The organism is Streptococcus ilei, from assembly GCF_000479335.1.
Classification (GTDB): domain Bacteria; phylum Bacillota; class Bacilli; order Lactobacillales; family Streptococcaceae; genus Streptococcus; species Streptococcus ilei.
The window spans coordinates 1,736,574-1,761,383 of the sequence record NC_022584.1 but is presented as its reverse complement, the minus strand read 5'-3'; the positions used below and the strand labels follow the sequence as shown (position 1 = coordinate 1,761,383).

Below are 24,810 nucleotides of genomic sequence, written 5' to 3'. Positions count from 1 at the left end.
GAAGATCACCTTCACGCGTTTTTCATTAATTCTGTGACAACACTCACTGCGCTAAGAGCATAGAGTGGTGCTGTTTCTGCTCGAAGAATCCGAGGGCCAAGTCCTGCCAGGACTGCTCCTTTAGCTTCAAAATTTTTAATTTCCGCAGGTGAGAGCCCACCTTCCGGACCAAAGATAAAGAGCAGTTTGCTTCCAGCTTCCAGTCCAGTCAGTGACTGAATTAGAGCAGCGCTTTCGCCTTCTTTGGCCGACTCTTCATAGGCCACCACGATGCGGTCAAACTGGTCGAGTTGGGCTAGAAAGTCTGCCTTTTTCTCAAAAAGGGTAATGTTTGGAACAAGATTCCGCTTGCTTTGCTCGGCTGCTCCAAGGGCGATTTTTTCTAGTTTCTCGACCTTTTTACCCAATTTCTTGCCGTCCCACTTGGCAACTGACCAGTCTGCAGGAAAGGCCCAGATTTGACTAGCACCTAGTTCTGTCACCTTTTGAGTGATGAACTCGAGCTTGTCTCCCTTGGGAAAGCCTGAAGCGATGGTCACTTGAATAGGTAGTTCCACATTGTCAGCTAATTCTTTGATTAGCTCCAACTGACGAGCCTCCACATTAACCACGCGCGCCAAATGCTTGATCCCATCATCAAAGACTAGTGTAACCTCATCATCTTCCTTCAAGCGCATGACCTGAAACATATGCTTGCTGGTTTCCTTGTCCTCGATAGTGACTGGTGAGCTAGCACTACCTTTTACAAAATACTGTTGCATGCTAACCTCCAATCACACCAGAGATATCCTTGGTCTTCTTGAAGACACAGGCATTCCATTCTCCTTGGATCATGTGAGTTTCAAGGAAAAATCCAGCAGCTTCTGCGGACTCATGGACCATGTCCCACTTGTCCTTGATAATGCCACTCATGATAAGATAACCTTCGTCCTTGACCAAACGATAAGCATCGTCTGTCAGATGAATGAGGATATCTGCCAAGATATTGGCCACGATGACATCGGCCTCAATCTCTACCCCCTTGAGCAAATCGCCCGGTGCTACATGGATGTTTTCCATGCCAGGATTGAGCTCAATATTTTCCTGAGCGACTCGAACTGCTACATCGTCTAGGTCATAGGCGAAAATTTCCTTGGCACCTAGAAGCGAGCTTGCAATAGAAAGAACCCCTGAACCCGTCCCTACATCTAGCACTGTTTCGCCACCACGAAGAACCTGCTCCAAGGCAAAGAGGCTCATCTTGGTCGTCGGGTGGGTTCCTGTTCCGAAGGCCATACCAGGGTCCAACTTGATAATCTTTTCTCCCGCCGTCGCCTCATAGTCCGTCCATGACGGTACAATGGTCAAATCATGAGTGATGCGAGCTGGTTCATAGTATTTCTTCCAGTTGTCGGCCCAGTCTTCCTCAGCCAAGGCGGTCGTGCCCATCTTGACCTCGCCCAGATCCATAAAATCGGTCAATTCTGCCAAACGAGCCTGCAAGTCTGCCTCAACCACTGCTACATCCACCGTTTCAGGGTAGTAGGCGGTCACAACGATTTCTTCCTGTTGCTCGACTTCAGGGAAAATCTCACCAAAACGGTCCACATTCCCCACATAGTCCATGCTGTCTTCAATCGCAACACCTTGCGCTCCCAACTCAATTAGGAGATTGGAAACCAACTCCTCTCCCTCACGCTTGACTGTAACTTTTAACTCTTGCCATGTTTCCATCATTAAGATACCAAGCCCGTAAAACACAAAGCCAAAATAGGAACTTCTCCGAAGACGCTTGTGTCTAAGAGAAGTTTATCTTTTTTGGCACAGTGTTTAGGGCGGGTTCAGTTTAGAAATGTAACCGAACCATCCTTTCTATTTCTCTATCATTTTTTTCATGTAGACCATATCCATGCCTTCTTTTTCAGGCTCGATATGGGTTTGATGGTAGCCATTCTTCTCATAGAAAGCAACCATGCCCGAATCCTGTAATACCGTACACAAATCCCACTGTGTGACGGTTGGAAATTCTTTTTCCAGTAAGCTTAAACCTTTAGATCCATACCCTTGTCCTTGATACTGAGGCAAAATCGCTGCTGTTCCTAACCAAGCATTCGTTAGCTCTTCATTGGTCTGAATTCGTAAAAAACCAATCTTTTCTTCATCTTCTTTCACAAAGTAGTAATAGCTATTAGGACGTTCTACCAGTTTCCACTTGATTCGTTCGCGGTCCTCCAGATAAGGATCATACTCATCTTGGTATTTCTCATAGACCGCCTTAAAACTGGCTCTTTGAATAGTAATGATGGTTTCTAAATCTTCCGCTCCTACTCTCTCAAGTCTTATCATAATTCTCCTCCAAATAATCCCTCAATCTCCCCTGTAGCTGAGGCACTGCCTGTTTAGACTTCAAAAATTCCTCAATAAGCATCAGTTTATAGGCCTGTCCTTCATTCCCAAAGGTAATATTGTCAAATTGTTCTTGTCTTAGCTGACCAACCATAAAGACCGATTGCTTGTCTTTAAAGATTACGCTAGGATAAATCTTGCTCCAAAGCAGACAGTCTTCATCTAAATGAATTCCCAATTCCTCATAAACTTCACGCGCTGCACACTCAAAAGGACTTTCGGTCCCTTCACGGCCACCACCTGGCAACTCCCACTTATTGGGCCAAGGGATATTTTCCTTATCATCACGTAGTATGGTTAAAATCCTATCTCCACAAATCAAGGCAATCTTGCAACCCGTAAAATCCAATTGTTGATCCAATAATTCCATGATACTGACCTTTTCATATCATAACAACTACTTTATGAGAAAACCCTGGCTAGCTTTCTTCAATCACCTTTTGACACTCTGCATCCCAGTATGCCTGCCATCTACCATGTTTTTTAGCAAAATAAACGGTAAACTCATCATTTACATAATCTGCGACATATCGAAGATTAGGCGGATTTTCCTCAAAACTTAATACCCAAGGATGGAAGTAGAAGGTTTTCTCCCACCTCTTCTGAGTATAGCCCAGATCCTTGGCAAACTGAGGGATGGGTTGCTTCATCTCACTTTCCAAACAAGACTGAATGGCATTGTCAATACTATTTAAACGAGCTAATAGTTGCTGAAACTGGTCTTCTTCCTCAATTTTGAAAGCACCTATGAATTCAAATTCTGCAAAGTCTATCGAAAAGTCAAATAGTGTGATTTCACCATCCTCAACACAGTGACCCACCTCATCAATACGGTCACAAGTTCCAGACTTCAATACTCGCTCGAAATCTAGATCTGCAAATCGATTTCGAGGAAGGATCGACTCATGCTCTTGTGATGTTTGGAATTTTTTACTACATAACCGCTTAAATATCTGAAACATCGGACAGCTCTCTTTCCTTTTATCAGCCTACCTGAGTCTGTTCTTCCTGTATAGCTTGCTCCAACTCATCTAACCACTGCTGGTAATAGGCTTTCTCATCTCGCAACATGCGACTTACATCCATTTTCTGTCTGGCAAGCTTGATCGCCTTGTGTGTCCGGTCCAAATCCTTCTTGACCATAAATTGATACCAAGCTTGGACCGCTTGTATATTGGTCATTTTCATCGACAAAAAAGACTTGACTCGCCGAATGGTCGCGTACTCCTCTGCTTTCTCATCATCTCCTTCCAATAAGGCGATATGCAAGAGGGATAACTGAGCGGCCGTTTGAATCATCGGATTATCTGCCCTCTCCAGTAAAGCCTGAAACTGCTCTTTAGCCGCCTCTCGATTGCCCTCTAGGATGTAGACTTCTCCCTGAAGGGCTAAGACTCCCTCCACAAAACCTCCTTGCGCCTCCTCAGAAACAGGTCTAACAAAGTCTTTTAGATCGTAGTCTTCTGGCGCTAGCAAGGTCTGAGCAGAATGGCGCAGTCCGAGATAAGCATAGGGTACATTTTCAGGATGGCGCATCAATTCTAAAATTTTGGCTCCATCTGTAATCCCAAGGGGGAGAGCATTGGCCAAAATGAAGGAGAGATTGAGACAAATCCAATTGCCTGCAAAATACCAACTCTGTGTCAGAACTCCAAAAAGGATGGATACGATAAGTAAAGTCAAATGAACCAATATCCCACCGGAAAGCATCAGAATCATTCGTTGGTCACTTTCATCCTCTTTTAGTCCAATATACTGGGCACCGACATTTTTCAGAGTGGCCGTGCGGCTAAGACGAAACTTCCCTGCTTTTTTAGTCAGGAGAAAATTTCCCAAGCCTAAAGCGACGAGCCGATAGCCCGTCAGATAGCCACAAAAAGCATGCCCCAGTTCATGGAGAATGAAAATGAGATAAATGCTAGAAAAAGTGAAGAGATAGCCCGGTACAAAAACCAGTTGAAAACCTAACTCCGTAAAGGCGATCGTCCCCAAGGCAAAAGCAGCCATCAAGAGAAGAAACGATAGACCGTAAACCAGGTAGATCCCAATTTTTTTCATAAAGTCTCCCACTATTCCTAATATCTCGGATAAGGGTAAAAGGTGCTTTCTTCTAGGCCGACTTTTCCTTCTTCAAAGACTTCTTGGTTCCAGACGATCTCAAAGCTCTCTGCCTCTTCGTCTGCTAAGAAATCCATGAGGTCATCCAAGGCCAGCTCGGCTGTATCTTTGAGGAAGGTCGCAAAATAAGCTAGAAACTCTCGAGACAAGCCTTTTTTCGGCTCATACGGAAGGGCTGTTAAATAGGCATCTTCTTCCACATGCGACTTGGCTGGATTGTAGAAGATGACGGCTTCTTCAAAGAAGATATCCTCGTCAGATTCTTCGCCCGACTCATCGACCAAGGCAACCCCTCCTGTGTTTTGTACTTCTAAGAGAAAAGCCACTTCTACCGCATGATTCTTCTTATCCCAATTGATCTCAAAGTCAAAGGGAAAGACCTTTTCCATTTCCTCTTCTAAAACATCCAAAAATCCATATTTAGACATCGTGTCCTCTTTCTAATTTCCCACTCTTAGAGCGGAATATGATACAATAGTTACTACAATCTTACCATAAAAACTGCCTCTTTTAAAGGAGACAAAGCTAGAAAGGAGACCCTCATGCCGGACAATCTCGCCCTGCGCATGCGCCCCAAAACCATCGATCAGGTCATCGGACAAGAGCACCTGGTCGGCCCAGGGAAAATCATCCGCCGCATGGTGGAGGCCAATCGTCTCTCGTCCATGATTCTCTTTGGCCCACCAGGGATTGGCAAGACCAGTATTGCTTCTGCCATCGCGGGTACGACCAAGTATGCTTTTCGGACCTTCAATGCAACCGTAGACAGTAAAAAACGCCTGCAAGAGATCGCAGAGGAAGCCAAGTTTTCAGGCGGCTTAGTCCTGCTTTTGGATGAAATCCATCGCCTCGATAAAACCAAGCAAGATTTTCTCTTGCCTTTATTGGAGAGCGGTCTGGTCATCATGATTGGGGCAACAACTGAGAATCCTTTCTTCTCCGTGACGCCTGCCATTCGCAGTCGGGTACAGATTTTTGAGCTGGAACCCTTGACCAATGAGCAAGTCAAAGGGGCTATCCAATTGGCGCTTAGCGATCCCGAGCGGGGCTTTGACTTTCCTGTTACCCTCGACGAGGATGCCTTGGATTTCATCGCCACTTCGACCAATGGGGACCTACGTTCTGCCTATAATTCTCTCGATTTAGCCGTCCTCTCTACTAAGGAAGGGGAGAATGGCGTTCGCCACATCAGTCTCGACATCATGGAAAATAGCCTCCAGCGGAGCTATATCACCATGGACAAGGATGGAGATGGCCACTACGATGTCCTCTCTGCTCTTCAAAAATCCATCCGCGGATCCGATGTTGATGCCAGTCTCCACTATGCAGCCCGCTTGATCGAGGCCGGTGATCTACCCAGCTTAGCTCGTCGCTTGACGGTCATTGCCTACGAGGATATCGGCCTGGCCAATCCAGATGCCCAGATCCATACAGTGACAGCCCTTCAGGCCGCTGAGCGCATCGGCTTCCCCGAAGCCCGTATCCTCATCGCCAACATCGTCATCGACCTAGCCCTTTCACCCAAGTCCAATTCAGCCTACGTCGCCATGGACAAGGCCTTGGCAGACCTCCGGAAGTCAGGCAACCTTCCCATCCCTCGCCATTTACGGGATGGCCACTATGCCGGAAGCAAGACCTTGGGGAATGCCCAAGATTACAAATACCCTCACAATTATCCTGGCAATTGGGTCCAACAGGACTATCTACCAGACAAGCTGAAGGGGGTCTCCTATTTTACTCCTAATGAAAATGGCAAATACGAGCGAGCCCTAGGAGCGACAAAAGAGAAGATTGATCAACTCAAGAAAAGATGATATCGGTTCCAAAAAATTGAGATTTTCCCTTGAAATTTTTTTGAAATATGGTATCATATACATATAGAAACGCTGTGGTGTACGACTTCACACTTAAGTGTTGACCGACTATTTTTTGTATTATTAGGGAAACAAAGGACTTCTAACAGCATGCAGGCCGTATCACGCGGAAGCAGCTTCAGTTAGAGCAAGTTGCCCACCTGCTTAATTGCGCGGGTTCAATACAAACCGTGAAGTTTCGGCACCAATACAGCTTTTTTTTGCCTCCTTAGCTCAGTTGGTAGAGCAGTAGACTCTTAATCTATGGGTCGCAGGTTCGAGCCCTGCAGGGGGCATCCAATAAATCAACAGGAAGCCTGATATATCAGGCTTTTTTGTTTGTCATTTTGTTTTTTGTACCAAAATTTGTACCAAATAATTACAAAAGTTTTCTAACGTTATCAAATTCTTCATTGATCTTCTCTTGTAGTGTATGACCATATACTTCTACTAACATTGAAATATCTTTATGCCCTAGAATTTTTGCAATTACTCCAAGGTCAAATCCTTTGTGCCAGAGGTAGCTTCCATAGGTATGGCGTGCTCCTTTTGTCGTGATAATTGGATAAATATCTAATTCATTTAAAAGAACACTCAAAGCTTTATTGACACTTGCAATGTCTGGTACCAAGTGAATATATCCATAATGCTGAAAAATCATTTTATACCTATTCTTGATTCCTAGCTCTTTATTAGCTTTCTCTTGTTCAATTTTTAGGACTTGTAATATCTTAATACATTCTTCGTCTATCGGTACCATCCGAATAGACGTTTTGTTTTTTGGAGGGACAAATTTATGAGAAAGGGTATTAAACCTCCTATATGTTTTTAGCAGTCCTCTGTCAAAGTCAACTTCATTCCAAGTTAACGCTATTAACTCTCCAAACCTCATGCCTGTTTTTAGTAGAAAATAGACGATATAAGGAACAATTGAACGTTGGTAATCAAATTTTCTCTTTACTGCTAAAAGTAAATCCAGATAGTCCTTTTCTGTATGTAAATATTTCTCTTCTGTCATCTGTTGTTCTTTGGATGAAAATAACTCGACATGTTGTGTAAAATCATCTATTAGAACTTTGTCTGCAATTGCCATTTGGATGCTCTGATGAATTCCAGTATTCAATCTACCAAGAAAATTTCTACCAACTGTTTGACCATACTTATTCATTATTCTTTGGTATTCACTCGCACGAATTTGAGTGACTTTTTTATTTCCAAATAATCTTTCAATTGTGTTTTTACGGAGAAGATATTTTTTCTTTGTCTCTTCCGACCTACTACTCGGTAGAATTTTTAGTTCAAGCCATTCTTGATATAGATCGACAAGAGAAATATCTCTAGAAATTCTTTTCCCTAAACGAAGTTCTTGCAGAATTGGCTCAGCTTCTGACTCTGCAAGTTTTTTTGTTTTAAAACCGCTATTATGAGCAACAGTTTTTCCTTCGTTACGAATTTCATAGGTCCATAAGTTACTATCTCCTCGCTTTCGATAACGAACACTTGCCATATTACGCCACCTCAGTTCCTAGAATCTCATTTACAACACTTTTTGGAACAACCATCAAACGTTTACGATTATAAAATGTATAGCCTCGTGATACAAGTAATTCTCTTGCCTGATGGATGATATCATTTGCAGTGTGAGGGCGATAGCCCATTTCAATTAATTCTTTGTTGCTAATTAAATTATTATCCATAGTTATCCTCCTGATTTATTTTCTAAATTCAGAAACTCGCCTACAAGTAGTTGTAATTCTGTATTTAATTTAGGGAGATTCTGTATTAATACTTCTTTTAATTCTTCCGCAAATTGATTCGTTTCTTCTCTCAATAGTTTGCGGACTCTTGTTTTTTTCTTTTTGATGCTGTCTGATTTTAAATTTGGAAAAGCCAATGATAACAGTTCAGGATTGTTGAGAAAGATAATTGTAAATGCTCTTTGCTCCACTCGAATATGTTCTAGCTTATAAAATCCGAAATTATCAAGTCGATTCATAACATCTTGGACCATCTCCTCCCCAATCGCTTTGGTTCTAAGTTGGAATTCCAGTCTCCACCAAAACGGATTTACAGCCAAATCTAGCTTCTCATCGCGCTTGTGAGCAATGATTTCTTTATTCTTATCATATAACCTAACTTGTACATTACTACCGCTAGAACCCCAATATTTCGTCTCTAATTCACCCCCTCTACCATAGAAGACCTTATGGGTAACACCACCTTTAATATGTTGCAAATTAACGATTTCAGGCCTATTGAAAATGTCAAATGCCAAATCAAAACGAGACAAACGTACTGTCAATGAATTCAATCTAGCAAAGTACATTAATTGCCTCCATACTTTCATTCCATCAAATTCTTTTAAAGTATTAGGATTGAAATCAATTCGAATCAATTGTTCATTTCCATAAGTGGATAATTGAAAAAATATAATATTGATTGAATCATACTCATTAAAATCTTTAGCTAAAGTAAATACATCATCTCGTACGTTATCATGTATTTCAAATGAATCAACTCTTGTACTTATTGCCTGTTTCAGATTTTTGAAAATCCGTCTTAGGGAATCAGTATCTGTATCCCAGATAACCGTTAGTCTATCAATACTGACATCTAACCGCTGTACTAATTCTCCTACATCACATCGTTCTTGAATGCTTCTTAAATCTTGTATAGAAACCAACAAAATTGTCCCCCTTTCTTTTAGATTTTTTAGGACTCAGAAACACCGTCAAATCAACGTTTGCTCGTTCCGTCGTTCTTTGGACGTTGTCCTAAGTGTCCCTTTTTGCTGGCTGTTAGAATAGCCAGCTTTTGCTTGGCTAGAAATTGTCTGAACGGCACTCTGCAGGACTTCGCCTGACTTCCCGTCAGGCTCGTCCCTTGTCCTTGTCCACACAATTTCTAGCTCCAAAGCTTCGAATAGTCATAAGTCATAGTCTCTTCCTCAACTTCCTCCTCACTCACTATTCCTAAACTTATGAACCATTTTGTATCATTTATAACTTATTTATAAGTTATAAATATATTTTATAAAAAATATTTAGAACAGTCAACTAAAAACTTGATTTGTAAGTTTATAGGTGATAAAATAAGTTAAAAATAAAAATAGGAGTTTCCCATGACCTTTATTATTCAAAATTTTGGACCCAATTTGGCACGCCTACGCATAGAAAAAGGAGTAAGTCAAACTCAACTAGCTGAAGATTTAGGAATCGGTAAACAGTCCATCTCTGATTATGAAAAACAAAAAAGCTATCCTACCTTTGCAAATTTGGATAAGATAGCAGAATATTTTAATGCAACTCCAACTCAACTTTTTGGAACGAGTAAAGAGATTGAGTTAGAAAAGAGTGTTCTTGAATCTAATGAATACTCTGATAAAGTAAGTGAGATTTTAAAAGCTGTCAAATATATCGAAGATTTTCTAGAAACTGATGGACAGTACTTAGAGGATTTACTTTACTTAACAAGAGGCAACCAACTATACACAGAAGATGGAGATGAGTTGTATATTGATCCAACTTCTCAGAAAAGAACACTTCATAACCAATATGAACCTGGTTTTATTGAAGCAAGGGATAAATCTCCACTAGAGCTCTTAATTGAAAATAAGGAGCTATTAGATTAAATAAAAAAAGCGAGGATATCCTCGCTTCAGATTGAAGTTAAAATCTTTAGAAGACACTTTTATAAGGACTTTGTCTTAAATCTGTGAAAAGGAGTGAAAACTCCTTTTCTTTTTGTAAGTCAGACTGAAACTTCCAAATTGTTTATTTATTTTATTGACATTTTCTATAAAAATAAGTATAATAGTTTTATTAGAAAACTATACTATATAGGGGGTATTGAAATGAAATTTTCTAATCGTTTACTGCTATTCCTTGCAGGAGTTGTTTTTGTCCTTTTAGGACTTTTCCTATTTACAAACCCAGTAGCTAATCTTGTTGCTTACAGCTGGTGGATTTCATTTGGTTTACTGGTTTCTTCTATAGCAGCTATTTTAGGCTATTTCTCTGCACCAAAAGAGCTTCGCTCACCTGTTTATCTTTTCCAAGGATTTGTTAGTCTTCTCTTAGCTCTTTACCTCGTTGCTTATGGCTTTGTGACCCTGCCGGTCGTCATTCCGACCATTGTAGGAATTTGGTTAATTGTAGAAGCCATTATTGCTTTCTTTAAAGGCAATCGTCTAAGATTGAATTTCCCTATTATTGGTAGCAATATCACGTGGGTAGCCTTGCTTGAATTTTTACTAGGTCTAGTGATTCTGTTCAATCCAGTGGCTACAGGTGTCTTTGTCGTTTATGTCATTGCCTTTTCAGTTTTAGTTACTGGCTTCACCTACATTATTGAGGCCTTTCGTAAATAGTCTAGTTGCTATTTCTATCGCATTCAAAAAAGCTGGGAAATCATATTCTCAGCTTTTTCGTCTCTTTAATTATCACTTTTTCGCATTCCATTAGAACTTTTAATTGAAAATAAGGAGCTATTAGATTAAATAAAAAAAGCGAGTTTTAGGCTCGCTTTTTCTATTGTATAATCTTATTCTTCAGTTCTTCCGGTTGCTTAGTTGCATTGAACTCAACTCGTTTTGTTGTTCCATCTTTCTCAGTATGATAATAACTTGAATGTTTCAACACCCATTCTTTATTACCAATCATCAAACACTCCGCCTGTAAGTTGGTACATGAGGTAAATGTGTCCAAGGTTTTTACAATTCGCGCCACATGAAATTATTTAAGCATAACCTTTTTCTCTCATTACCATTTTCTGTTATAATGAATTGTATTTCTAAAGTAGAAAGGTATTAATATGACAACTCTTATTAAGCATAAACGTGTAGAATTTTCAGAACTATTTTATGACCTAGTTTTTGTTTTTGCAATTTCAAAAGTAACTACTTTAATTGAGCATCTTCATAACGGTATTTTGACTTGGAATTCTTTCCTTGATTTTTTCATAGCTGTCTTGGTTCTCACCGATTCCTGGATGATTCAAACCATTTATACCAATCGCTATGGAAAGAACTCTTTATTTAACATGGTAATCATGTTTATCAAAATGGGAATTTTACTCTTTATAGCCAATATGATGGGACCTGATTGGCAACAATATTTTCATTATCTCTGTTGGGCTATTGGTACATTAACCTTTACCTTATTTTTACAATATTTGGTTGAATTTTTTAGAAAATCAACCGATAATGCTAATCGGGAAAGTATCAAAGGTTTTCTATGGATAACAGGTCTAGGAAGTTTAGGAGTCTATCTAGCAGCTCTTCTTCCTATTTACGTTGGGGTCTCTATCTTATTTGCTAGTATTCTGCTAACATTTATTATGCCAATTATCTTGCTTAGTAAAGATAAGCATTACCAGGTAAATCTCCCCCATTTAATCGAGCGCATCTCCCTTCTTGTCATTATTACGTTTGGAGAGATGATTATGGGGCTAGCTAACTTCTTTACAATCGAGAATTTCTCGATTTATTCGGTTCTTTATTTCATAATTATGATTTCTCTGTTCTTGTTTTATTTTGGTCAATTCGACCATGCTATTGATCAAAAATCTAATCAAAAGGGACTATTTCTAATTTACAGTCACTATCCTATTTTCATTGGGCTTATGATGATGACTGTATCGATGAGTTTTCTTCTGAATCCTGAAGCTAATCGTCTCTTTGCAACCAGCTTCTCTTATATCGGATTTGGCCTCTTTCAAGCTGCTGTCCTAGTAAATGGGCCCTATAACAAACACTATCTTCGCTATTCGAAAAGTTACTACTGTGTCCAAGCGACACTCTATCTGGCTGCCTTGATTCTCTCTTTAATCTTTGCTTCTAATCCTATAATAGTAGTGAGTATAACAACCATTTTAGCTCTAGCTATAGCCACTCATTTTATTTATTTTTATATGACACAGAATAAAAAATATTCCAAATCTAACTGGGGGTTCTTTTAATGAGTTTATAACATAAAAAAGCTTTGGGAACCAAGGCTTTTTTTTCATTAATTTGTTTTTCCATTTTATCCTCCGATTTGAACTCGCACTGACATTTATTTATAACAACACTATATATCTAGTATGGCATAATCATTAGGTATTATAGATTTTCAAACCAAATGTGAGTCATTCGTTTTTGCCCCACTTTTGCCACGTTTTTAAAGCCTGACAGTGAAAACACCTAAAAGTATTTCCCTAAAATCAGCTATATTTCAACACTTTTGTTTATTTTCAATATGAAAAGTTCTTACAAATTCATGTAGGGGGCATCTAAATCAACAGGAAAAAGCCTTAATTTACAAGGCTTTTTTGCTTGTCATTTTGTTTTTTGTACCAAAAAGTCTATATTCACAAAATAAGCGAGTCTCATCCAAAGACAGACTCGCTAGTTATCTAACACTCGTTTTCATCGAAAAAACCACCGCGAGGGTGGTTCTTTTTTATCAATCGTCCATCACTCCGCCTGTGAGCTGGTACATGAGGTAAATGTGCTCTAGGACTTTTACTTTATCCATGTGATCCACATCTTTAAAGCCTCCCAAAGCTAGCAAAGGAACAAAACCGAAACATTCATCGTAGGCCAATTGCCCATGTTTGGCAACAGCTTTTTTGTAGAGTGGAATATCGAAATAATCGTCTTTGAAATCTTCATCATCAACATACTCTATGAAACGATCCATACGCTTAATCATAATATCCAAATCCTGAATATTATATTGGACAATTCCCACATAGGCATTCTCTTCCCAAGTAATAATATCTCCAAATGCTGTTACGAACATAGGAAAAGCGACATCTCCTCTGAAATAACTATCTTGGAGAAGTTCAAGATAGTCGTCTGGATTAATGACTTTGAGATAACCATCTAAAAAGGTTCCCAAGCCATCCTCCTGCCAAATTTGAACCAACTCAGCAGGGACTTGGTCCTTGTATTTTTCAATAACTTCTTGGGGCATATCTGCCTCTTTTATAAAGTTTTCTAACATATTTTCCTCTTTCTTGATTTTAGATTGTGAATTTAACCACTCCAATTACTCTATAAAATGTAACTCGATTCATTTTTATCTTCTAATTATTTGTACTCTACAGTCGCTATAAATTCTGTGCTAATTGTTCGTAAAGTATTGCTATCAAACTGATAATTATATATCAAAATCAACGCATTATTGGGTTCAATATTGGGATTTATGCCTTTTTGCTTTAAATTGTTTACAATAATATTATTATAGGATGCCTCCTTTAGCATGTCAAACAAATTTGTAAAGCTGGTTTCAAAAACTTCTTTTTCAATTAAGTAATCATCAATGTCATCAATATCAATATTGTATTGATTATAAAACAATGACGGAACCACCTCCCCTTCTTCATCATATTTCAAATTTATAAACTCATCTAAATCTAACTTAGTAGCAAAGTTGCCAATCCAAATTGACACTGTGTTTTCTGTTTCCATAATTATCCTTTCTATTTTCCAAAACTCCGCAGTCCCTCTGGCAATGAAGCTATTCCACCATTTAAAATGGTTCCCAGATCATCCTCTTGCCAAATCTGTAACAACTCAGCTGGAACTTGATCCTTATATTTTTCAATCACTTCTTGGGGCATGTCTGTCACTTTGATAAAGTTTTCTAGCATGTTTTCCTCCGATTTGATTTCCTATTCACGTTTCACTCTGCCTCTAGTATACCACAAACCATATGTACCAAAGACTACTTAACAAGAAGAATAACAGTCTCATGCGTTTTTAAGTATCTAAAGGAAAGATAATAAAAATAATGTTTTTGAAGCACTCTACCAAACACCATCCCCATATTCTCCCTCCACTTATGGTATGATGGTAGAGTATGTTTAGGTGCCAAGCTACTTGAGCACCTCCCTGCTAAAAGGAGAACGAATATGAAAATCGCATGGAATGAAATTAAATACCAACCCAAGAAATTTATCCTGATTGAACTTCTCATTACCATTCTCATGTTTATGGTGGTGTTCTTGTCCGGTCTAACAAATGGACTGGGCCGTTCGGTATCTGCCCAAATCGATAACTATGGGTCCCGGTATTATATCCTTTCGACGGATTCAGAAGGGATTATCCCCTTTTCAACCATTACGGCTAAGGATTTAGATGAGATAAACAAGATAGAAGGATTGGATTATTCTGGCTTGTCGATCCAGCGGGCAACTATCTCAAAATCAGAGGATTCCAATACCCTAGATATCACCTACTTCGCGACCGACCACAATGAAGAAGAAATCCTTAATCCAATCATGGAAGATAGTGACCTCAAGATATCCGATTTAAAGAAAAATGAAGTCATTCTGAACAGCTCTTTCAGAGAGGATGAGGGGATCCAGGTCGGTGATCAAGTGATCGATAAAACTTCTAAGCAAAAACTCAAGGTCGTGGCCTTCGCGAACAATGCCAAATACGGCTATAGCAAGATTGGTTTTATCAGCTCTGAGACCTACACAGGCATGCGGCAAAAAACAGATCCAAGCTATCAATGGCAAGTCCAAACCCTTGTGACCAAGAAGAGCATTACCTCTAGCGATCTAGCCAGCAACTTAATGGTAGCGGATAAAAAGCAAGTAATCGATAAAATCCCTGGCTACAAGGCTCAAAACTTGACGCTACGGATGATTACTTGGGTGCTGCTACTCGCTTCCTCTGCTATCCTTGGGGTCTTCTTCTATATTCTCACCCTGCAGAAGTTGAAACAGTTTGGCGTCTTAAAGGCTATTGGCATGTCCATGAGCCAGATTACCTATGTCCAATTATCCCAGCTCACCATCATCTCCCTCATCGGAGTACTGCTGGGACTTGGCTTGGCAACTATGATGGCACCATTTTTACCCAATAGTGTCCCTTCCTTTATGACCCTGAAAGACAACCTCACCATCTCGATTAGCTTTATCCTGACCTCTATGTTGTGTGGTGCCTTGTCCCTTGTCAAAATCAAAAAAGTAGATCCAATCGAAGTCATTGGTGGAAATGGAGAATAAGATGGCCATTATTGCATTAGAAAATATCAGAAAATCCTACGCCGATGGCAGCCAGATGCACCATGTCCTTAACCAACTTAATTTAAGCGTCGAACCCAACGAATTTGTCGCAATCTTGGGCCCTTCAGGATCTGGTAAATCCACTCTCTTAGCCATCGCTGGCTTGCTTTTGTCAGCAGACGAGGGCCGGATTCGTATCGCTGGCCAAGACTTGACCGGCCTCAACCAAGGCCAGTGGACACAAAAACGGCTGGAATTGCTTGGCTTCATCTTTCAAGATCACCAGCTCCTCTCCTACATGAAAATCGGTGATCAGTTAGAACTGGTAGCCAAATTGAAAGGAGAAAAGGACAAGAAAAAACGCCAAGAGGAAGTCAAAGCCTTGCTGGCAGATCTGGGCATCGAAGCTTGTTACCACCAATACCCTAATCAGATGTCTGGTGGACAAAAACAACGGGCAGCTATTGCTCGCGCCTTTATCGGAAATCCGCAGGTCATCTTAGCCGATGAACCAACCGCTAGCCTAGACCCTGATCGGGGGCAAGAAATCGCCCAGTTGATCCGGAAAGAAGTCAAATCCAAAAACAAGAGCGCCATCATGGTGACCCATGACCGCTCCATCCTGACCTATGTGGATACCATTTATGAATTAAAACATGGCCAATTGCTAAAGGTAGAACAGCTTGATTAAGTACAAAAAGAGGCTGGGACAAAAGTCCTAGCCTCTCAATTGTCTTTGGATTGTCGAGCAAGACGCAGTTCTACTACGCTGATTTCATCAGCTTTTATAGCCCTACTCAACTGTGCGGAGGGGGGACGACGAAATCGAATTCTAACGAATGACCGATTTCTGTCCCACTCTCTATTTTTTTAGTCTTGAGGATCTTTGGGCAGTTCCATACGGAAGCGTAAGCCCATAGCCGTTTTATCAAATTGGTAGGCCAGTTCTTCATGATCCAGCAAGTGTTGAACCACGAAGAGTCCCAAGCCACCTTCCTTCTTCTGGCGGCTAGCGGACATTGGCATCTCAGCGGTCTCTACCATTTCCTGGCTGGTATTTTCAACAGCCAAGTGCGTCCCTTCTTCTTCGAGACGGAGTTGGATCTCTCCACCGGCATCCGAATGCTTGACAGCATTACTGATGACATTTGAGAGGACCAATTTCAGAATGGCTGGATCCATATAGACTGGTTTGTCAGGGATTCGATTGTCAATCGTGAGCGAGCGGGATTGAGCCAAGACCTTGTACTGGTCGAGGATCTGCTCTAAGACCTGGTCCAGCTGGATCCACTCCTTGTCACCAGCCAGTTCTTGGACAGAGGACAGGGACAGGATTTCTAGGACGATCTGATTCATCTCATCGACGATATCGAGGGAAACCGACAGGTAGCGGTCCCGATCCTTGTAGCGACCGATCTTATCCCGCATATTTTCGAGGATAATCTTCAAGCTGGCCAGAGGAGTCTTGAGCTCATGCGAAGCCCCTCTTAGGAATTCGACCTTCATCTGCTCCAACTTCAGATTTTCCTGTTTCTGCTGCTCTAGATTGTCAATCACTTCTAGGAGATGGTGATAGAGGTCGTTGATTTGTTGCTTGAGGACGCCGATCTCATCCTGCGAGTGAATGGGGAGACTGGCTGTCCGATCCAGCCGCTTCATCCGTTTGGTCATCTGCTTGATCTCAAGGATCGGAGCAGAAATCATGCGGGCATAGAGATAGGAGGCAATCAGCGACAAAACAAAGGAGGCAAGAAGACTATAGGGAAGAAAGCCCAGACTGATGTCCCGCGCTTCCTTTTGCGAATCGACAGTCGCTAAGAATTGCAAGGTCAAGTCTTTCCCTTCTTTGGTCTGAATCTTTCGCTCTTCAATCACCAGAGAATTATTCTGGCTGTCAGGGTTGAGGAGCAGGTCATCTTTTATCTCTATGGCATTTTGTTTTTGCTTGCCCTTGATAGAGACCTTGATATCATTGGTCTTGGAATAAAGGTCGATGACCGACTCAATGGTCCCTTCTGTCTGACCTTGGAAACTCTTGGCCAGGGCCTCTGATTTCTTCAAAATCGTCTGGCGCTGGGACTCGATATAGGTCGATGGGAAAATAAAATAAACCGAAGCATGTAGAAGGATGACTAAGCTACTAAAAAGGGCAAAGGTGATCAGAAAGATCTTTGCAAAGATACTCCGTTTGGTCATGGTCTCTCCAATTTATAGCCGACATTGCGTACCGTAACGATACAGTCCAGCTCTAGTTTTTTTCGTAGTTCCTTGATATAAACATCGATCACCCGGTCAAAAGGGATCTCCTCCGTCTCCTTCCAGACAGCATCGAGGATCTGAGAGCGAGTCCGGGCTTTACCTTCATGCTGGAGCAAGTATTCCAAGATTTCCAACTCCTTGGCATTCATGGAAATGGCTTGCCCAGCTAGGCTGGCTGTATAACTCTCAAAATCCACCCGCGCCTCTCCATAGGTGAAGACCCGTGAAGGTTGAAGCTTTTTAAAAATAGCTTCGATCCGGACCTTCAAGAGGGACAAGGAGAAGGGTTTTTCAAGGTAGCCGTCTGCCAGCTCTCCAAAGGCCGTCAACTTATAGTCCTCATCATGGAAGGCCGTTAGCATGAGGACAGGGACTGAGCTAGTCTTCCGGATGGCCTTGAGGACTTCCAAGCCATTGAGGATAGGAAGCTGGATATCTAGCAAAACTATATCCGGCGCTTCTCTGTGAAAGAGGTCCAGAGCCTCCTGCCCATCGCCTGCTTCAAAGACCTCATAGCCACATTCCATGAGATAGTCGCTCATTCCTTCTCGAATCAGGACTTCATCTTCTACGATTAGTATCTTCATACACTTTCCTTTTATCTAAGAAACTTCTTCTACCTCCTATTATACCCTATTTCTATTTTAGGAAACAATCTATTATTCGACATCCACCAAGAGTTCCTTTGGTTTCTTATGCAAGAGCCATTGAGAAGAAAGGATGGATACGAGAATCAAGAGAATCCCACCGACCAAAACAATCACCAGCAATTGGCTCGGTTGGATGTCCATATGGATATCTGTCAGGGTCTTACTGAAGCTTTCCGCCTCAGCTCCTCCACCAAGGTTTGCGGCAGAGGATTCTTGAGCCATTTGTTTGGCAATGCCACTGGTTACGTTCTTGAGCACCGTATCTCCTACTGCTTTGGCAAGAAGACCTGCGACTCCATAGGAGAGGAGGAAGGCTGGGATGGAAATCATGACCAATTCTGCCACGAATTGCCCCGCAATCTGTACCTTAGAAAGTCCAAGAGCCAGTAAGATTCCAACTTCTCTGCGACGGGCATTGAGCCACAAGACAAGAAGAAGAGTGAGAAGCAAGCTAGCAAAGATGAGGCTACCAATAAACAAGTAGTTCGCCACTTGGAACATGCTGCTGATCGATTTTTGCAAGGCTGGGTAGTTCGAAGAGCTCTTAACCAAATCATAGTAATTCCATGGGATATCCAAGGCTTTGATTTTTTCGATCAATTTATCCAGGTCCTGATCCCCTTTTGCAAAGAAGGTCGCATCCTCATAGGTAGCTGTTTGGACGGTATTGCCATAGAGTTTGGCAGCTGTATCCAAATCAGAAATGAGTGTATCTTCATACAATTCTTGGGCGTAAGTGAGAGGAGCTTGGTTTTTCCCTGAGAACAAGCCTTTAATGGTCACTTCGACGGTTTCATTGGCCCCTTTTTCATTGTCAGCATCGTAGAGGTTGGACTTGAGACGCACCTTATCGCCCACCTTGAGGCCATTCTTTTTCGCCAAATCTTCGTGCATGAGGATTTGGTTTTTGTCCTTATCGGTCAGATGCTCCCCTTGAACCAGCTTGTAGGCCCCAGAGACAAATTTATCTTCTTTTGAAGAGTCATTGACCCCTGTCACCATCAAGGTGTTTTTGAAGTGCTTAGCCCGCTCTGGAGATTGATTTTGCAGAGTTTCTTCTGTCTCAATAATCTCGTGGTCTAGGATATCCGCGATAGCATTGATCCGCTTGATGGAGGAGGTGATGCCCTCTACCTGGCTGATTTTTTCGATATCCTCTCCTCTGAGATTCCCAGCTCCCCGAGGGGTTCCCGGATTGGTCCGTCGATTGATCTGCATCGAGAAGCTATTGGTGATGGAGCCTAGACTTTCTGATGAAGCTTTTTGGGTCGCCCCCTTCATGGAGAGTCCGATCAAGCTCAAGGTCCCCATGAGGAGAATGATGGCAAAGAGCAAGAGAGACTTGGGCCATTTACGTGTGATATAAGCAAAAGCATTTCGCAACATAGCATTCCCTCCTTACTTGCTCTTCTCAACGAGGCTACGGCGACTCAATTCCAAGACCACATCGGAGGCCTCTGCCACTTCCTTGCTGTGGGTGACGACGATGACACATTTTTGGCGTTCCTTGGCCAACTTCTTCAAAATCGCAATGATATCACCTGCTGTTTGTTCGTCTAGGTTTCCTGTTGGCTCATCTGCCAAGATGACAGGCGCTTCTGAAACGAGCGCACGTGCAATGGCCACCCGTTGCTGCTGCCCTCCGGATAGTTGGAGGACATTGCGTTTGATTTGCGTTTCGTCCAGCCCCAATTCCAAAAGAATCTCTTTCCCAGCTTGTTTGTTGACTAGGCGGACATTTTCAAGTGGTGTCAAATAATCGATCAGATTGTAATTCTGAAAAACCAGGGAAACATGGTGCTTGCGGTGGTAGCTAGATCCTTTGGTCTGGATATCCTCCCCATCAAAGAGAACCTGCCCCTTCTTGGGATTGTCCAAACCAGCCAAGAGGGAGAGGAGGGTTGATTTCCCAGTTCCTGACTGGCCAATAATACTGTAAAATGTCCCATTTTCGAACTGATAGTTCACATTTGAGAGGATATCTTCACTATAGCTTTGGTAACTATAGGCTACATTTTTGAGTTCTAACATATGTGTCATTTCTCCTTAACTCATTTTTGTTAATATTTCTTTTGGTGTCTTGCGCCAGATCAAGCTGGTGGTTGCACCGAGCGACAGAAGGATCAAGCCCAAGAGGCTAGCATAGGCGATTCCTAAGGAAAGGCCTTGAGGGATCTGATGAAGTAGGTCAAGGGTCTGCTGTTGTCCCGTCTCTCCGACAAATTGTTCTAAGAAACGTTGGCTAACCATCCGCCCGATGAGAAAGGCCGGAATCACTGCCAGTAAGGATACCAGCACCACTTCCAAGAGGAACTGTCCAAAGATCCGTCCCTTGCTCTTTCCAATGGATAAGAGAACCCCGATTTCATGGATCCGCTCCCGTGTCCAGAGGCTCAGTAAGAGCGATAGGGCACCTGCTCCCGTCACCAGGAGGACGATCATCATAATCCGTACCAGGCCTTCTAGGGTCTGAGAGGACTCCTTCATCTGGTCAAAGGCCTTGCGATCCTCGACCAAGCGGAGAGACTGCCAATCCAGATCCAAGCTTTTTACTTGCTTCAAGAGAGCATCAATTTTCTCAGGATCTTTAACGCCAAAGGTAACCTGGGTCACTTCTTGCTGACTGAGACCTAGGAGCTTGGTCGCATCCTCATAAGGGAGGTAGACTTGGTTTTCACTCAGATCAGAGGTCATTCCTGTGAATTTTTCCTGTTTCTTACCTGAAAAGATCCCAACGATTTCAAAGGTTTGCTCTTTGGCAGGAGTCTCTCCCATCTGAAAACTGGATAAGGTTAACTGATCTCCGACCTTTAGCTTGTTCTTCTTAGCCAACTCTTCGTGGATCAAGATCTGTCCGCTCGCTTTATCGGATAAGTGCTTGCCTTGCACCAATTGGAAACTGCCACTTCGGAAATCCAGATGCTGGTCTGTCTTCTGGGTGAAGACAGCGCCTAGTGCTTGCTTGGCTTCCTGTCCCAGATCATCCCTTTCTACCGACTGCTGTCCCGTCACCGCTTCTTTACCAAGAATACGAACGGGACTTTCATATTGAGGAACCATGGATCCCACCCCGTCCAGTTGCCGCACCTTTTCAGCTTCCTTCAGAGCAAAGGGCTTATCCCCTTGTTTACTGGTCAGAGCAAAACTGGTCCCCGCCGACTGTTTGATGTGGTCCTCCAGTTTTCCTCCCACTTGCATCAGTGAAAAACAGAAATACAAGCAAGAGAGGATCAAGAGGAGAATCAGAAAGAGGACCAGATTCCTCGTTCTTTTTCGAGAAATATAGGCGATTGCCTGTTGTAAGAGCATGATCTTACCCTCCATTTCAAGGTCCACAGCGATACAGTGTGGACGCTTTCATCATTTGTTGCTTTCATTATAGAGGAGAAATGTGAAATGTTTATGAAATACAAAAAAACTCCCCCAGAAAAATCTGGAGGAGCTTTTAGCAAGGGGTGGATGAAAAAGTTTAATATGAAAAAGGTCGATAAAAATTAAGAATCAAAAAGTTTTATTTTATTCGATCAAGTTTTTGTCTTTAGACATGTATGTGGGAAGTATCCCCCCTTGCTCTGATGTAGAACTTTTTTCTACTTAATATAGTTTAACCTATCTTTGTTACAAAATAAAGGAATTTGTATTGCAATTTTGTTCCAAACATAAAACGGATGGATGACTAAAAAAAGGGGACTTCTATAGATGTTTGTTCAATTGAAAAGAACGCATTTATATCACTACATTTAAAGAAAATCGACAATTCAACCACCCTTTGTTTTTTTACTCCGATCGCAGTTTTTTAATCTAGTCGTTAAAGCTGAATTTGCAGAAAAATAAATTTCAACAATTGCACTTCACAAACAATTACAATATATATAAATATGTAGTCGATTTGGCGTCCAATGATTTGGTGCCTTAGCACCAATCATTTACAAAGGTTACGACAGAAAATAAAGAAGGCCGATAATGTCTTCTTTGTTTTCTTAGTAAGATGCTTAGGCAAGGCACCATAGTGCTTGCCGTATCCTAATGAGGTGCTTCAGTTACATAGGTTACAACGCGAAAAAGGGAGGAACGATACTTTCCTCCCTTTAAGCTAGTAAGACGTTTAGCCAAGCCGCAACATAGTGGTTGGCGTCAAATGATTAGAGGCAAAGCCTCAATCTTTTGTAACGTGTTACATCATCCCACCCATCATGCTTGGATCCATAGCTGATGCTGCTGGAGCTGGTTCTGGTTTGTTGGCTACCACTGCTTCGGTCGTCAAGATAAGACTCGCTACAGAAGCCGCATTTTGAAGAGCTGAACGGCTCACCTTCACTGGGTCGATAATTCCTGCTTCAATCATGTTGACCCATTCACCTGTTGCAGCATTGAAGCCTGTTCCGACTTCTGCATGTTTCAAGCGATCGATGACGATTGATCCTTCATAGCCTGCATTATGGGCAATTTGGCGTACAGGCTCTTCCAGGGCACGAAGTACGATATTACGTCCTGTCGCTTCATCCCCTTCCAATTCAAGGGTTTCCACTGCAGAAATAACGTTGGCAAGGGCCGTACCACCACCTGCAACAATTCCTTCTTCAACCGCTGCGCGTGTCGCATTGAGGGCGTCTTCGATACGAAGTTTCATTTCCTTCAATTCGGTTTCGGTTGCAGCTCCGACCTTGATCACTGCAACACCGCCAGACAATTTAGCCAAGCGTTCTTGCAATTTTTCACGGTCAAATTCTGAAGTAGTTGTTTCAATTTGTGATTTAATCACAGCTACACGGTTGGCAATGGCTTCAGGATTTCCTGCACCTTCTACAATAACCGTGCTATCTTTATCTACTGTCACTCTACTTGCTTGACCAAGCGCCTCGATGGTCGCATCTTTTAACTCAAGACCGAGATCTTCTGTGATAACAGTTCCGCCTGTCAAGATAGCGATGTCTTCTAGCATGGCTTTGCGACGGTCACCGAATCCTGGTGCCTTGACAGCTACAACATTGAAAGTTCCACGAATCTTGTTCAAGACAAGTGTTGGGAGGGCTTCTCCATCCACATCATCAGCAATGATCAAGAGCGGACGATTGCTTTGCAGGATACTTTCAAGCAATGGAAGGATTTCCTGAATATTTGACACCTTCTTATCGGTGATCAAAATATAAGGATTTTCAAGGTCTGCCACCATTTTTTCATTATCTGTGACCATGTATTGAGAGAGGTAACCACGATCAAACTGCATCCCTTCAACGACTTCTAACTCTGTTTCCATTCCACGAGATTCTTCAATGGTGATTACTCCGTCGTTGCCCACTTTTTCCATGGCTTCTGAGATGTACTCCCCGACTTTTTCAGAACGAGAAGAGACAGCTGCAACCTGGGCAATAGCTTCTTTATTGGCAACCGGAATTGCATTGTCTTTCAAGGCTTCAACAGCAGTCGCAACCGCTGCTTCAATCCCACGACGGATACCGATTGGATTCGCACCAGCTGTAACGTTCTTGATCCCTTCACGGACGATGGCTTGAGTCAAGACAGTCGCAGTCGTTGTTCCGTCTCCAGCGATATCGTTGGTCTTAGAAGCTACTTCTGATACTAATTTGGCACCCATATTTTCGAAGTGGTCTTCCAATTCGATTTCTTTGGCGATGGTTACCCCATCATTGGTAATCAATGGTGAGCCAAATGATTTTTCAAGAACCACATTTCGCCCTTTAGGTCCCAAGGTTACCTTAACGGTATCTGCTAGGATATCAACCCCACGGACCATGGCTGCACGAGCATCTGATGAAAATTTAATTTCTTTTGACATAGATCTTTCTCCTTTCTGAATCTTTAAGCTTCAACAATGGCAAGAATACTTGCAGTCCCAACAATCGTGTATTTCTCATCACCGTCTTTCACTTCAACGCCTGCATGATTTTCCACTAAGACAGTATCACCGACTTTGACGCTTGGTGCTACCAACTCACCACTGAGGGTCCGAACTCCCTCACCTACAGCGATGACTTCTGCTGTTTTGGTTTCAGCTTGACTTGCTTTTGCGATGACAAAGCCACCGACTGTTTGTTCTTTTTCTTCTACTTTCAAGACCACGCGGTCTCCTAATGGTTTTAACATGTCGTTCCTCCATTTCTGTATTTTAGCACTCTTTGATATCGAGTGCTAACCCATGTTTCTATTGTATCACTTGGTCAAAAATAGTCAAGAAAAAAACACCTCAATCTTTTCGAAGTGTTTTCGATTTCTAGCCAACCAGATCTAGTTTTTCTTGGTAAGCTTGGACAACTTTTTGTAGGTTGGCTCGACCACGATACATCCCATATCCCACTACCAACATCCCCACAATCCCGAACAGGGCGATCAAGCTACCTAAGATCAAAAATAGTAGGGAAGTCTTGTGAAAGAAATAAATCAGCAGCCCACCGATACTAGCCATGAGAAAGAGCACACTAAACCAACGCCCCAAGTTTTCCAACATATACCGTTGGTAGCGAATTTCCGTCTCATACCCTTTTATTAATTCTTGTCTGGTGTGCATAGATGCCTCCTTTAATAAA

At 42.0% G+C, this 24,810-nt stretch carries 27 protein-coding genes, 1 tRNA gene, 1 other RNA gene and 1 pseudogene; 8 read left to right on the top strand and 22 right to left on the bottom strand.

Annotation, left to right across the window (positions count from 1 at the left end):
- Positions 1-11 precede the first annotated feature (11 nt).
- The 7 genes from N596_RS08385 to N596_RS08355 all read right to left on the bottom strand — a co-directional run bounded on the left by N596_RS08385 (position 12) and on the right by N596_RS08355 (position 4,931).
- Positions 12-761: a 16S rRNA (uracil(1498)-N(3))-methyltransferase gene (locus N596_RS08385; RefSeq protein WP_023027606.1), complete on the bottom strand. Its 750-nt coding sequence runs from the start codon at positions 759-761 to the stop codon at positions 12-14.
- Between the two features lies 1 nt (position 762).
- Positions 763-1,713 (bottom strand): 50S ribosomal protein L11 methyltransferase, encoded by a 951-nt coding sequence (prmA, locus tag N596_RS08380; protein WP_156023436.1) that lies wholly within the window; start codon positions 1,711-1,713, stop codon positions 763-765.
- Between the two features lie 138 nt (positions 1,714-1,851).
- Entirely contained in the window at positions 1,852-2,325 is a 474-nt protein-coding gene (locus N596_RS08375) for a GNAT family N-acetyltransferase (RefSeq protein ID WP_023027604.1), read from the bottom strand.
- Positions 2,312-2,755, bottom strand: a complete 444-nt coding sequence (locus N596_RS08370; protein WP_023027603.1) for an NUDIX hydrolase — start codon at positions 2,753-2,755, stop codon at positions 2,312-2,314. The genes N596_RS08375 and N596_RS08370 overlap by 14 nt, the downstream gene beginning before the upstream one ends.
- A gap of 49 nt (positions 2,756-2,804) precedes the next feature.
- A complete protein-coding gene (locus N596_RS08365; RefSeq protein WP_023027602.1) occupies positions 2,805-3,347 on the bottom strand; it encodes a hypothetical protein in 543 nt (180 codons plus the stop codon).
- 22 nt (positions 3,348-3,369) lie between these two features.
- Positions 3,370-4,443 carry a site-2 protease family protein gene (locus tag N596_RS08360; RefSeq protein WP_023027601.1) on the bottom strand — a complete coding sequence of 358 codons (1,074 nt, stop codon included), beginning with the start codon at positions 4,441-4,443 and terminating at the stop codon, positions 3,370-3,372.
- Positions 4,444-4,460: 17 nt separating this feature from the next.
- Positions 4,461-4,931, bottom strand: coding sequence for a DUF3013 family protein (locus N596_RS08355; RefSeq protein ID WP_023027600.1), 471 nt, complete (start codon positions 4,929-4,931; stop codon positions 4,461-4,463).
- A 114-nt stretch (positions 4,932-5,045) separates the two neighbouring features.
- Here N596_RS08355 and N596_RS08350 point away from each other — a divergent pair, with 114 nt between their 5' ends.
- The 3 genes from N596_RS08350 to N596_RS08345 all read left to right on the top strand — a co-directional run bounded on the left by N596_RS08350 (position 5,046) and on the right by N596_RS08345 (position 6,652).
- Complete coding sequence (locus N596_RS08350; protein WP_023027599.1) at positions 5,046-6,317, top strand: replication-associated recombination protein A; 1,272 nt, start codon at positions 5,046-5,048, stop codon at positions 6,315-6,317.
- A 66-nt stretch (positions 6,318-6,383) separates the two neighbouring features.
- Positions 6,384-6,577: non-coding RNA, 6S RNA (gene ssrS / locus N596_RS10460), on the top strand.
- 2 nt (positions 6,578-6,579) lie between these two features.
- A tRNA-Lys gene (locus N596_RS08345) sits at positions 6,580-6,652 on the top strand.
- A gap of 83 nt (positions 6,653-6,735) precedes the next feature.
- Here the strand turns inward: N596_RS08345 and N596_RS08340 are convergent.
- From N596_RS08340 to N596_RS10395, 4 genes are read right to left on the bottom strand one after another with little or no spacing between them, the layout of a single operon-like run.
- A complete protein-coding gene (locus tag N596_RS08340; protein WP_023027598.1) occupies positions 6,736-7,863 on the bottom strand; it encodes a site-specific integrase in 1,128 nt (375 codons plus the stop codon).
- Position 7,864: 1 nt separating this feature from the next.
- Complete coding sequence (locus N596_RS08335) at positions 7,865-8,053, bottom strand: DUF3173 domain-containing protein (RefSeq protein ID WP_000369785.1); 189 nt, start codon at positions 8,051-8,053, stop codon at positions 7,865-7,867.
- Positions 8,054-8,055: 2 nt separating this feature from the next.
- Positions 8,056-9,042 (bottom strand): replication initiation protein, encoded by a 987-nt coding sequence (locus tag N596_RS08330; protein ID WP_042361344.1) that lies wholly within the window; start codon positions 9,040-9,042, stop codon positions 8,056-8,058.
- 45 nt (positions 9,043-9,087) lie between these two features.
- A complete protein-coding gene (locus N596_RS10395; RefSeq protein WP_075202639.1) occupies positions 9,088-9,270 on the bottom strand; it encodes a hypothetical protein in 183 nt (60 codons plus the stop codon).
- Between the two features lie 207 nt (positions 9,271-9,477).
- Between N596_RS10395 and N596_RS08325 the strand changes: the two genes are divergently transcribed.
- The 3 genes from N596_RS08325 (at position 9,478) to N596_RS08315 (ending at position 12,314) form a co-directional block, all read left to right on the top strand.
- Entirely contained in the window at positions 9,478-9,987 is a 510-nt protein-coding gene (locus N596_RS08325) for a helix-turn-helix domain-containing protein (RefSeq protein WP_023027597.1), read from the top strand.
- A 222-nt stretch (positions 9,988-10,209) separates the two neighbouring features.
- Positions 10,210-10,725 carry an HdeD family acid-resistance protein gene (locus N596_RS08320; protein ID WP_042361342.1) on the top strand — a complete coding sequence of 172 codons (516 nt, stop codon included), beginning with the start codon at positions 10,210-10,212 and terminating at the stop codon, positions 10,723-10,725.
- A gap of 443 nt (positions 10,726-11,168) precedes the next feature.
- Positions 11,169-12,314, top strand: coding sequence for a low temperature requirement protein A (locus tag N596_RS08315; RefSeq protein ID WP_023027595.1), 1,146 nt, complete (start codon positions 11,169-11,171; stop codon positions 12,312-12,314).
- Between the two features lie 485 nt (positions 12,315-12,799).
- Here the strand turns inward: N596_RS08315 and N596_RS08310 are convergent, their stop codons facing one another.
- The 3 genes and pseudogenes from N596_RS08310 to N596_RS10175 form a co-directional block, all read right to left on the bottom strand.
- On the bottom strand, positions 12,800-13,342 hold the full coding sequence (locus N596_RS08310) for a T6SS immunity protein Tdi1 domain-containing protein (protein ID WP_006153019.1): 543 nt from the start codon (positions 13,340-13,342) through the stop codon (positions 12,800-12,802).
- Positions 13,343-13,428: 86 nt separating this feature from the next.
- The gene (locus tag N596_RS08305) at positions 13,429-13,809 is read right to left on the bottom strand and encodes an immunity 22 family protein (protein WP_006152825.1); all 381 of its coding nucleotides are present in this window, start codon (positions 13,807-13,809) and stop codon (positions 13,429-13,431) included.
- Positions 13,810-13,865: 56 nt separating this feature from the next.
- Positions 13,866-13,991, bottom strand: a pseudogene (locus N596_RS10175) (GAD-like domain-containing protein); the annotation flags it as partial.
- A gap of 261 nt (positions 13,992-14,252) precedes the next feature.
- Here N596_RS10175 and N596_RS08300 point away from each other — a divergent pair.
- Positions 14,253-15,356 (top strand): ABC transporter permease, encoded by a 1,104-nt coding sequence (locus tag N596_RS08300; protein ID WP_023027594.1) that lies wholly within the window; start codon positions 14,253-14,255, stop codon positions 15,354-15,356.
- Position 15,357: 1 nt separating this feature from the next.
- Positions 15,358-16,047, top strand: coding sequence for an ABC transporter ATP-binding protein (locus N596_RS08295; RefSeq protein WP_023022105.1), 690 nt, complete (start codon positions 15,358-15,360; stop codon positions 16,045-16,047).
- A gap of 179 nt (positions 16,048-16,226) precedes the next feature.
- On the opposite strand, the gene N596_RS08290 is transcribed toward N596_RS08295, so the two are convergent.
- The 8 genes from N596_RS08290 to N596_RS08255 form a co-directional block, all read right to left on the bottom strand.
- Positions 16,227-17,552, bottom strand: coding sequence for a sensor histidine kinase (locus tag N596_RS08290; RefSeq protein WP_023027593.1), 1,326 nt, complete (start codon positions 17,550-17,552; stop codon positions 16,227-16,229).
- The gene (locus N596_RS08285; RefSeq protein ID WP_023027592.1) at positions 17,549-18,202 is read right to left on the bottom strand and encodes a response regulator transcription factor; all 654 of its coding nucleotides are present in this window, start codon (positions 18,200-18,202) and stop codon (positions 17,549-17,551) included. The genes N596_RS08290 and N596_RS08285 overlap by 4 nt, the downstream gene beginning before the upstream one ends.
- A gap of 72 nt (positions 18,203-18,274) precedes the next feature.
- Positions 18,275-19,651, bottom strand: coding sequence for an ABC transporter permease (locus N596_RS08280; protein WP_023027591.1), 1,377 nt, complete (start codon positions 19,649-19,651; stop codon positions 18,275-18,277).
- Positions 19,652-19,663: 12 nt separating this feature from the next.
- Entirely contained in the window at positions 19,664-20,296 is a 633-nt protein-coding gene (locus tag N596_RS08275; protein ID WP_009731296.1) for an ABC transporter ATP-binding protein, read from the bottom strand.
- Between the two features lie 15 nt (positions 20,297-20,311).
- On the bottom strand, positions 20,312-21,574 hold the full coding sequence (locus N596_RS08270) for an ABC transporter permease (RefSeq protein ID WP_042361340.1): 1,263 nt from the start codon (positions 21,572-21,574) through the stop codon (positions 20,312-20,314).
- A gap of 865 nt (positions 21,575-22,439) precedes the next feature.
- A complete protein-coding gene (gene groL, locus N596_RS08265; RefSeq protein ID WP_023027587.1) occupies positions 22,440-24,062 on the bottom strand; it encodes a chaperonin GroEL in 1,623 nt (540 codons plus the stop codon).
- Positions 24,063-24,085: 23 nt separating this feature from the next.
- Complete coding sequence (gene groES / locus N596_RS08260) at positions 24,086-24,370, bottom strand: co-chaperone GroES (RefSeq protein ID WP_006595108.1); 285 nt, start codon at positions 24,368-24,370, stop codon at positions 24,086-24,088.
- Positions 24,371-24,497: 127 nt separating this feature from the next.
- The gene (locus N596_RS08255) at positions 24,498-24,791 is read right to left on the bottom strand and encodes a hypothetical protein (RefSeq protein ID WP_023027586.1); all 294 of its coding nucleotides are present in this window, start codon (positions 24,789-24,791) and stop codon (positions 24,498-24,500) included.
- Positions 24,792-24,810 lie beyond the last annotated feature (19 nt).

What these genes read in the sequence shown, in the direction of transcription:
- N596_RS08385 (WP_023027606.1), bottom strand. Translation starts at nt 761, where the DNA reads ATGCAACAGTATTTTGTAAAAGGTAGTGCTAGCTCACCAGTCACTATC.
- prmA (WP_156023436.1), bottom strand. Translation starts at nt 1,713, where the DNA reads ATGGAAACATGGCAAGAGTTAAAAGTTACAGTCAAGCGTGAGGGAGAG.
- N596_RS08375 (WP_023027604.1), bottom strand. Translation starts at nt 2,325, where the DNA reads ATGATAAGACTTGAGAGAGTAGGAGCGGAAGATTTAGAAACCATCATT.
- N596_RS08370 (WP_023027603.1), bottom strand. Translation starts at nt 2,755, where the DNA reads ATGGAATTATTGGATCAACAATTGGATTTTACGGGTTGCAAGATTGCC.
- N596_RS08365 (WP_023027602.1), bottom strand. Translation starts at nt 3,347, where the DNA reads ATGTTTCAGATATTTAAGCGGTTATGTAGTAAAAAATTCCAAACATCA.
- N596_RS08360 (WP_023027601.1), bottom strand. Translation starts at nt 4,443, where the DNA reads ATGAAAAAAATTGGGATCTACCTGGTTTACGGTCTATCGTTTCTTCTC.
- N596_RS08355 (WP_023027600.1), bottom strand. Translation starts at nt 4,931, where the DNA reads ATGTCTAAATATGGATTTTTGGATGTTTTAGAAGAGGAAATGGAAAAG.
- N596_RS08350 (WP_023027599.1), top strand. Translation starts at nt 5,046, where the DNA reads ATGCCGGACAATCTCGCCCTGCGCATGCGCCCCAAAACCATCGATCAG.
- N596_RS08340 (WP_023027598.1), bottom strand. Translation starts at nt 7,863, where the DNA reads ATGGCAAGTGTTCGTTATCGAAAGCGAGGAGATAGTAACTTATGGACC.
- N596_RS08335 (WP_000369785.1), bottom strand. Translation starts at nt 8,053, where the DNA reads ATGGATAATAATTTAATTAGCAACAAAGAATTAATTGAAATGGGCTAT.
- N596_RS08325 (WP_023027597.1), top strand. Translation starts at nt 9,478, where the DNA reads ATGACCTTTATTATTCAAAATTTTGGACCCAATTTGGCACGCCTACGC.
- N596_RS08320 (WP_042361342.1), top strand. Translation starts at nt 10,210, where the DNA reads ATGAAATTTTCTAATCGTTTACTGCTATTCCTTGCAGGAGTTGTTTTT.
- N596_RS08315 (WP_023027595.1), top strand. Translation starts at nt 11,169, where the DNA reads ATGACAACTCTTATTAAGCATAAACGTGTAGAATTTTCAGAACTATTT.
- N596_RS08310 (WP_006153019.1), bottom strand. Translation starts at nt 13,342, where the DNA reads ATGTTAGAAAACTTTATAAAAGAGGCAGATATGCCCCAAGAAGTTATT.
- N596_RS08305 (WP_006152825.1), bottom strand. Translation starts at nt 13,809, where the DNA reads ATGGAAACAGAAAACACAGTGTCAATTTGGATTGGCAACTTTGCTACT.
- N596_RS08300 (WP_023027594.1), top strand. Translation starts at nt 14,253, where the DNA reads ATGAAAATCGCATGGAATGAAATTAAATACCAACCCAAGAAATTTATC.
- N596_RS08295 (WP_023022105.1), top strand. Translation starts at nt 15,358, where the DNA reads ATGGCCATTATTGCATTAGAAAATATCAGAAAATCCTACGCCGATGGC.
- N596_RS08290 (WP_023027593.1), bottom strand. Translation starts at nt 17,552, where the DNA reads ATGACCAAACGGAGTATCTTTGCAAAGATCTTTCTGATCACCTTTGCC.
- N596_RS08285 (WP_023027592.1), bottom strand. Translation starts at nt 18,202, where the DNA reads ATGAAGATACTAATCGTAGAAGATGAAGTCCTGATTCGAGAAGGAATG.
- N596_RS08280 (WP_023027591.1), bottom strand. Translation starts at nt 19,651, where the DNA reads ATGTTGCGAAATGCTTTTGCTTATATCACACGTAAATGGCCCAAGTCT.
- N596_RS08275 (WP_009731296.1), bottom strand. Translation starts at nt 20,296, where the DNA reads ATGTTAGAACTCAAAAATGTAGCCTATAGTTACCAAAGCTATAGTGAA.
- N596_RS08270 (WP_042361340.1), bottom strand. Translation starts at nt 21,574, where the DNA reads ATGCTCTTACAACAGGCAATCGCCTATATTTCTCGAAAAAGAACGAGG.
- groL (WP_023027587.1), bottom strand. Translation starts at nt 24,062, where the DNA reads ATGTCAAAAGAAATTAAATTTTCATCAGATGCTCGTGCAGCCATGGTC.
- groES (WP_006595108.1), bottom strand. Translation starts at nt 24,370, where the DNA reads ATGTTAAAACCATTAGGAGACCGCGTGGTCTTGAAAGTAGAAGAAAAA.
- N596_RS08255 (WP_023027586.1), bottom strand. Translation starts at nt 24,791, where the DNA reads ATGCACACCAGACAAGAATTAATAAAAGGGTATGAGACGGAAATTCGC.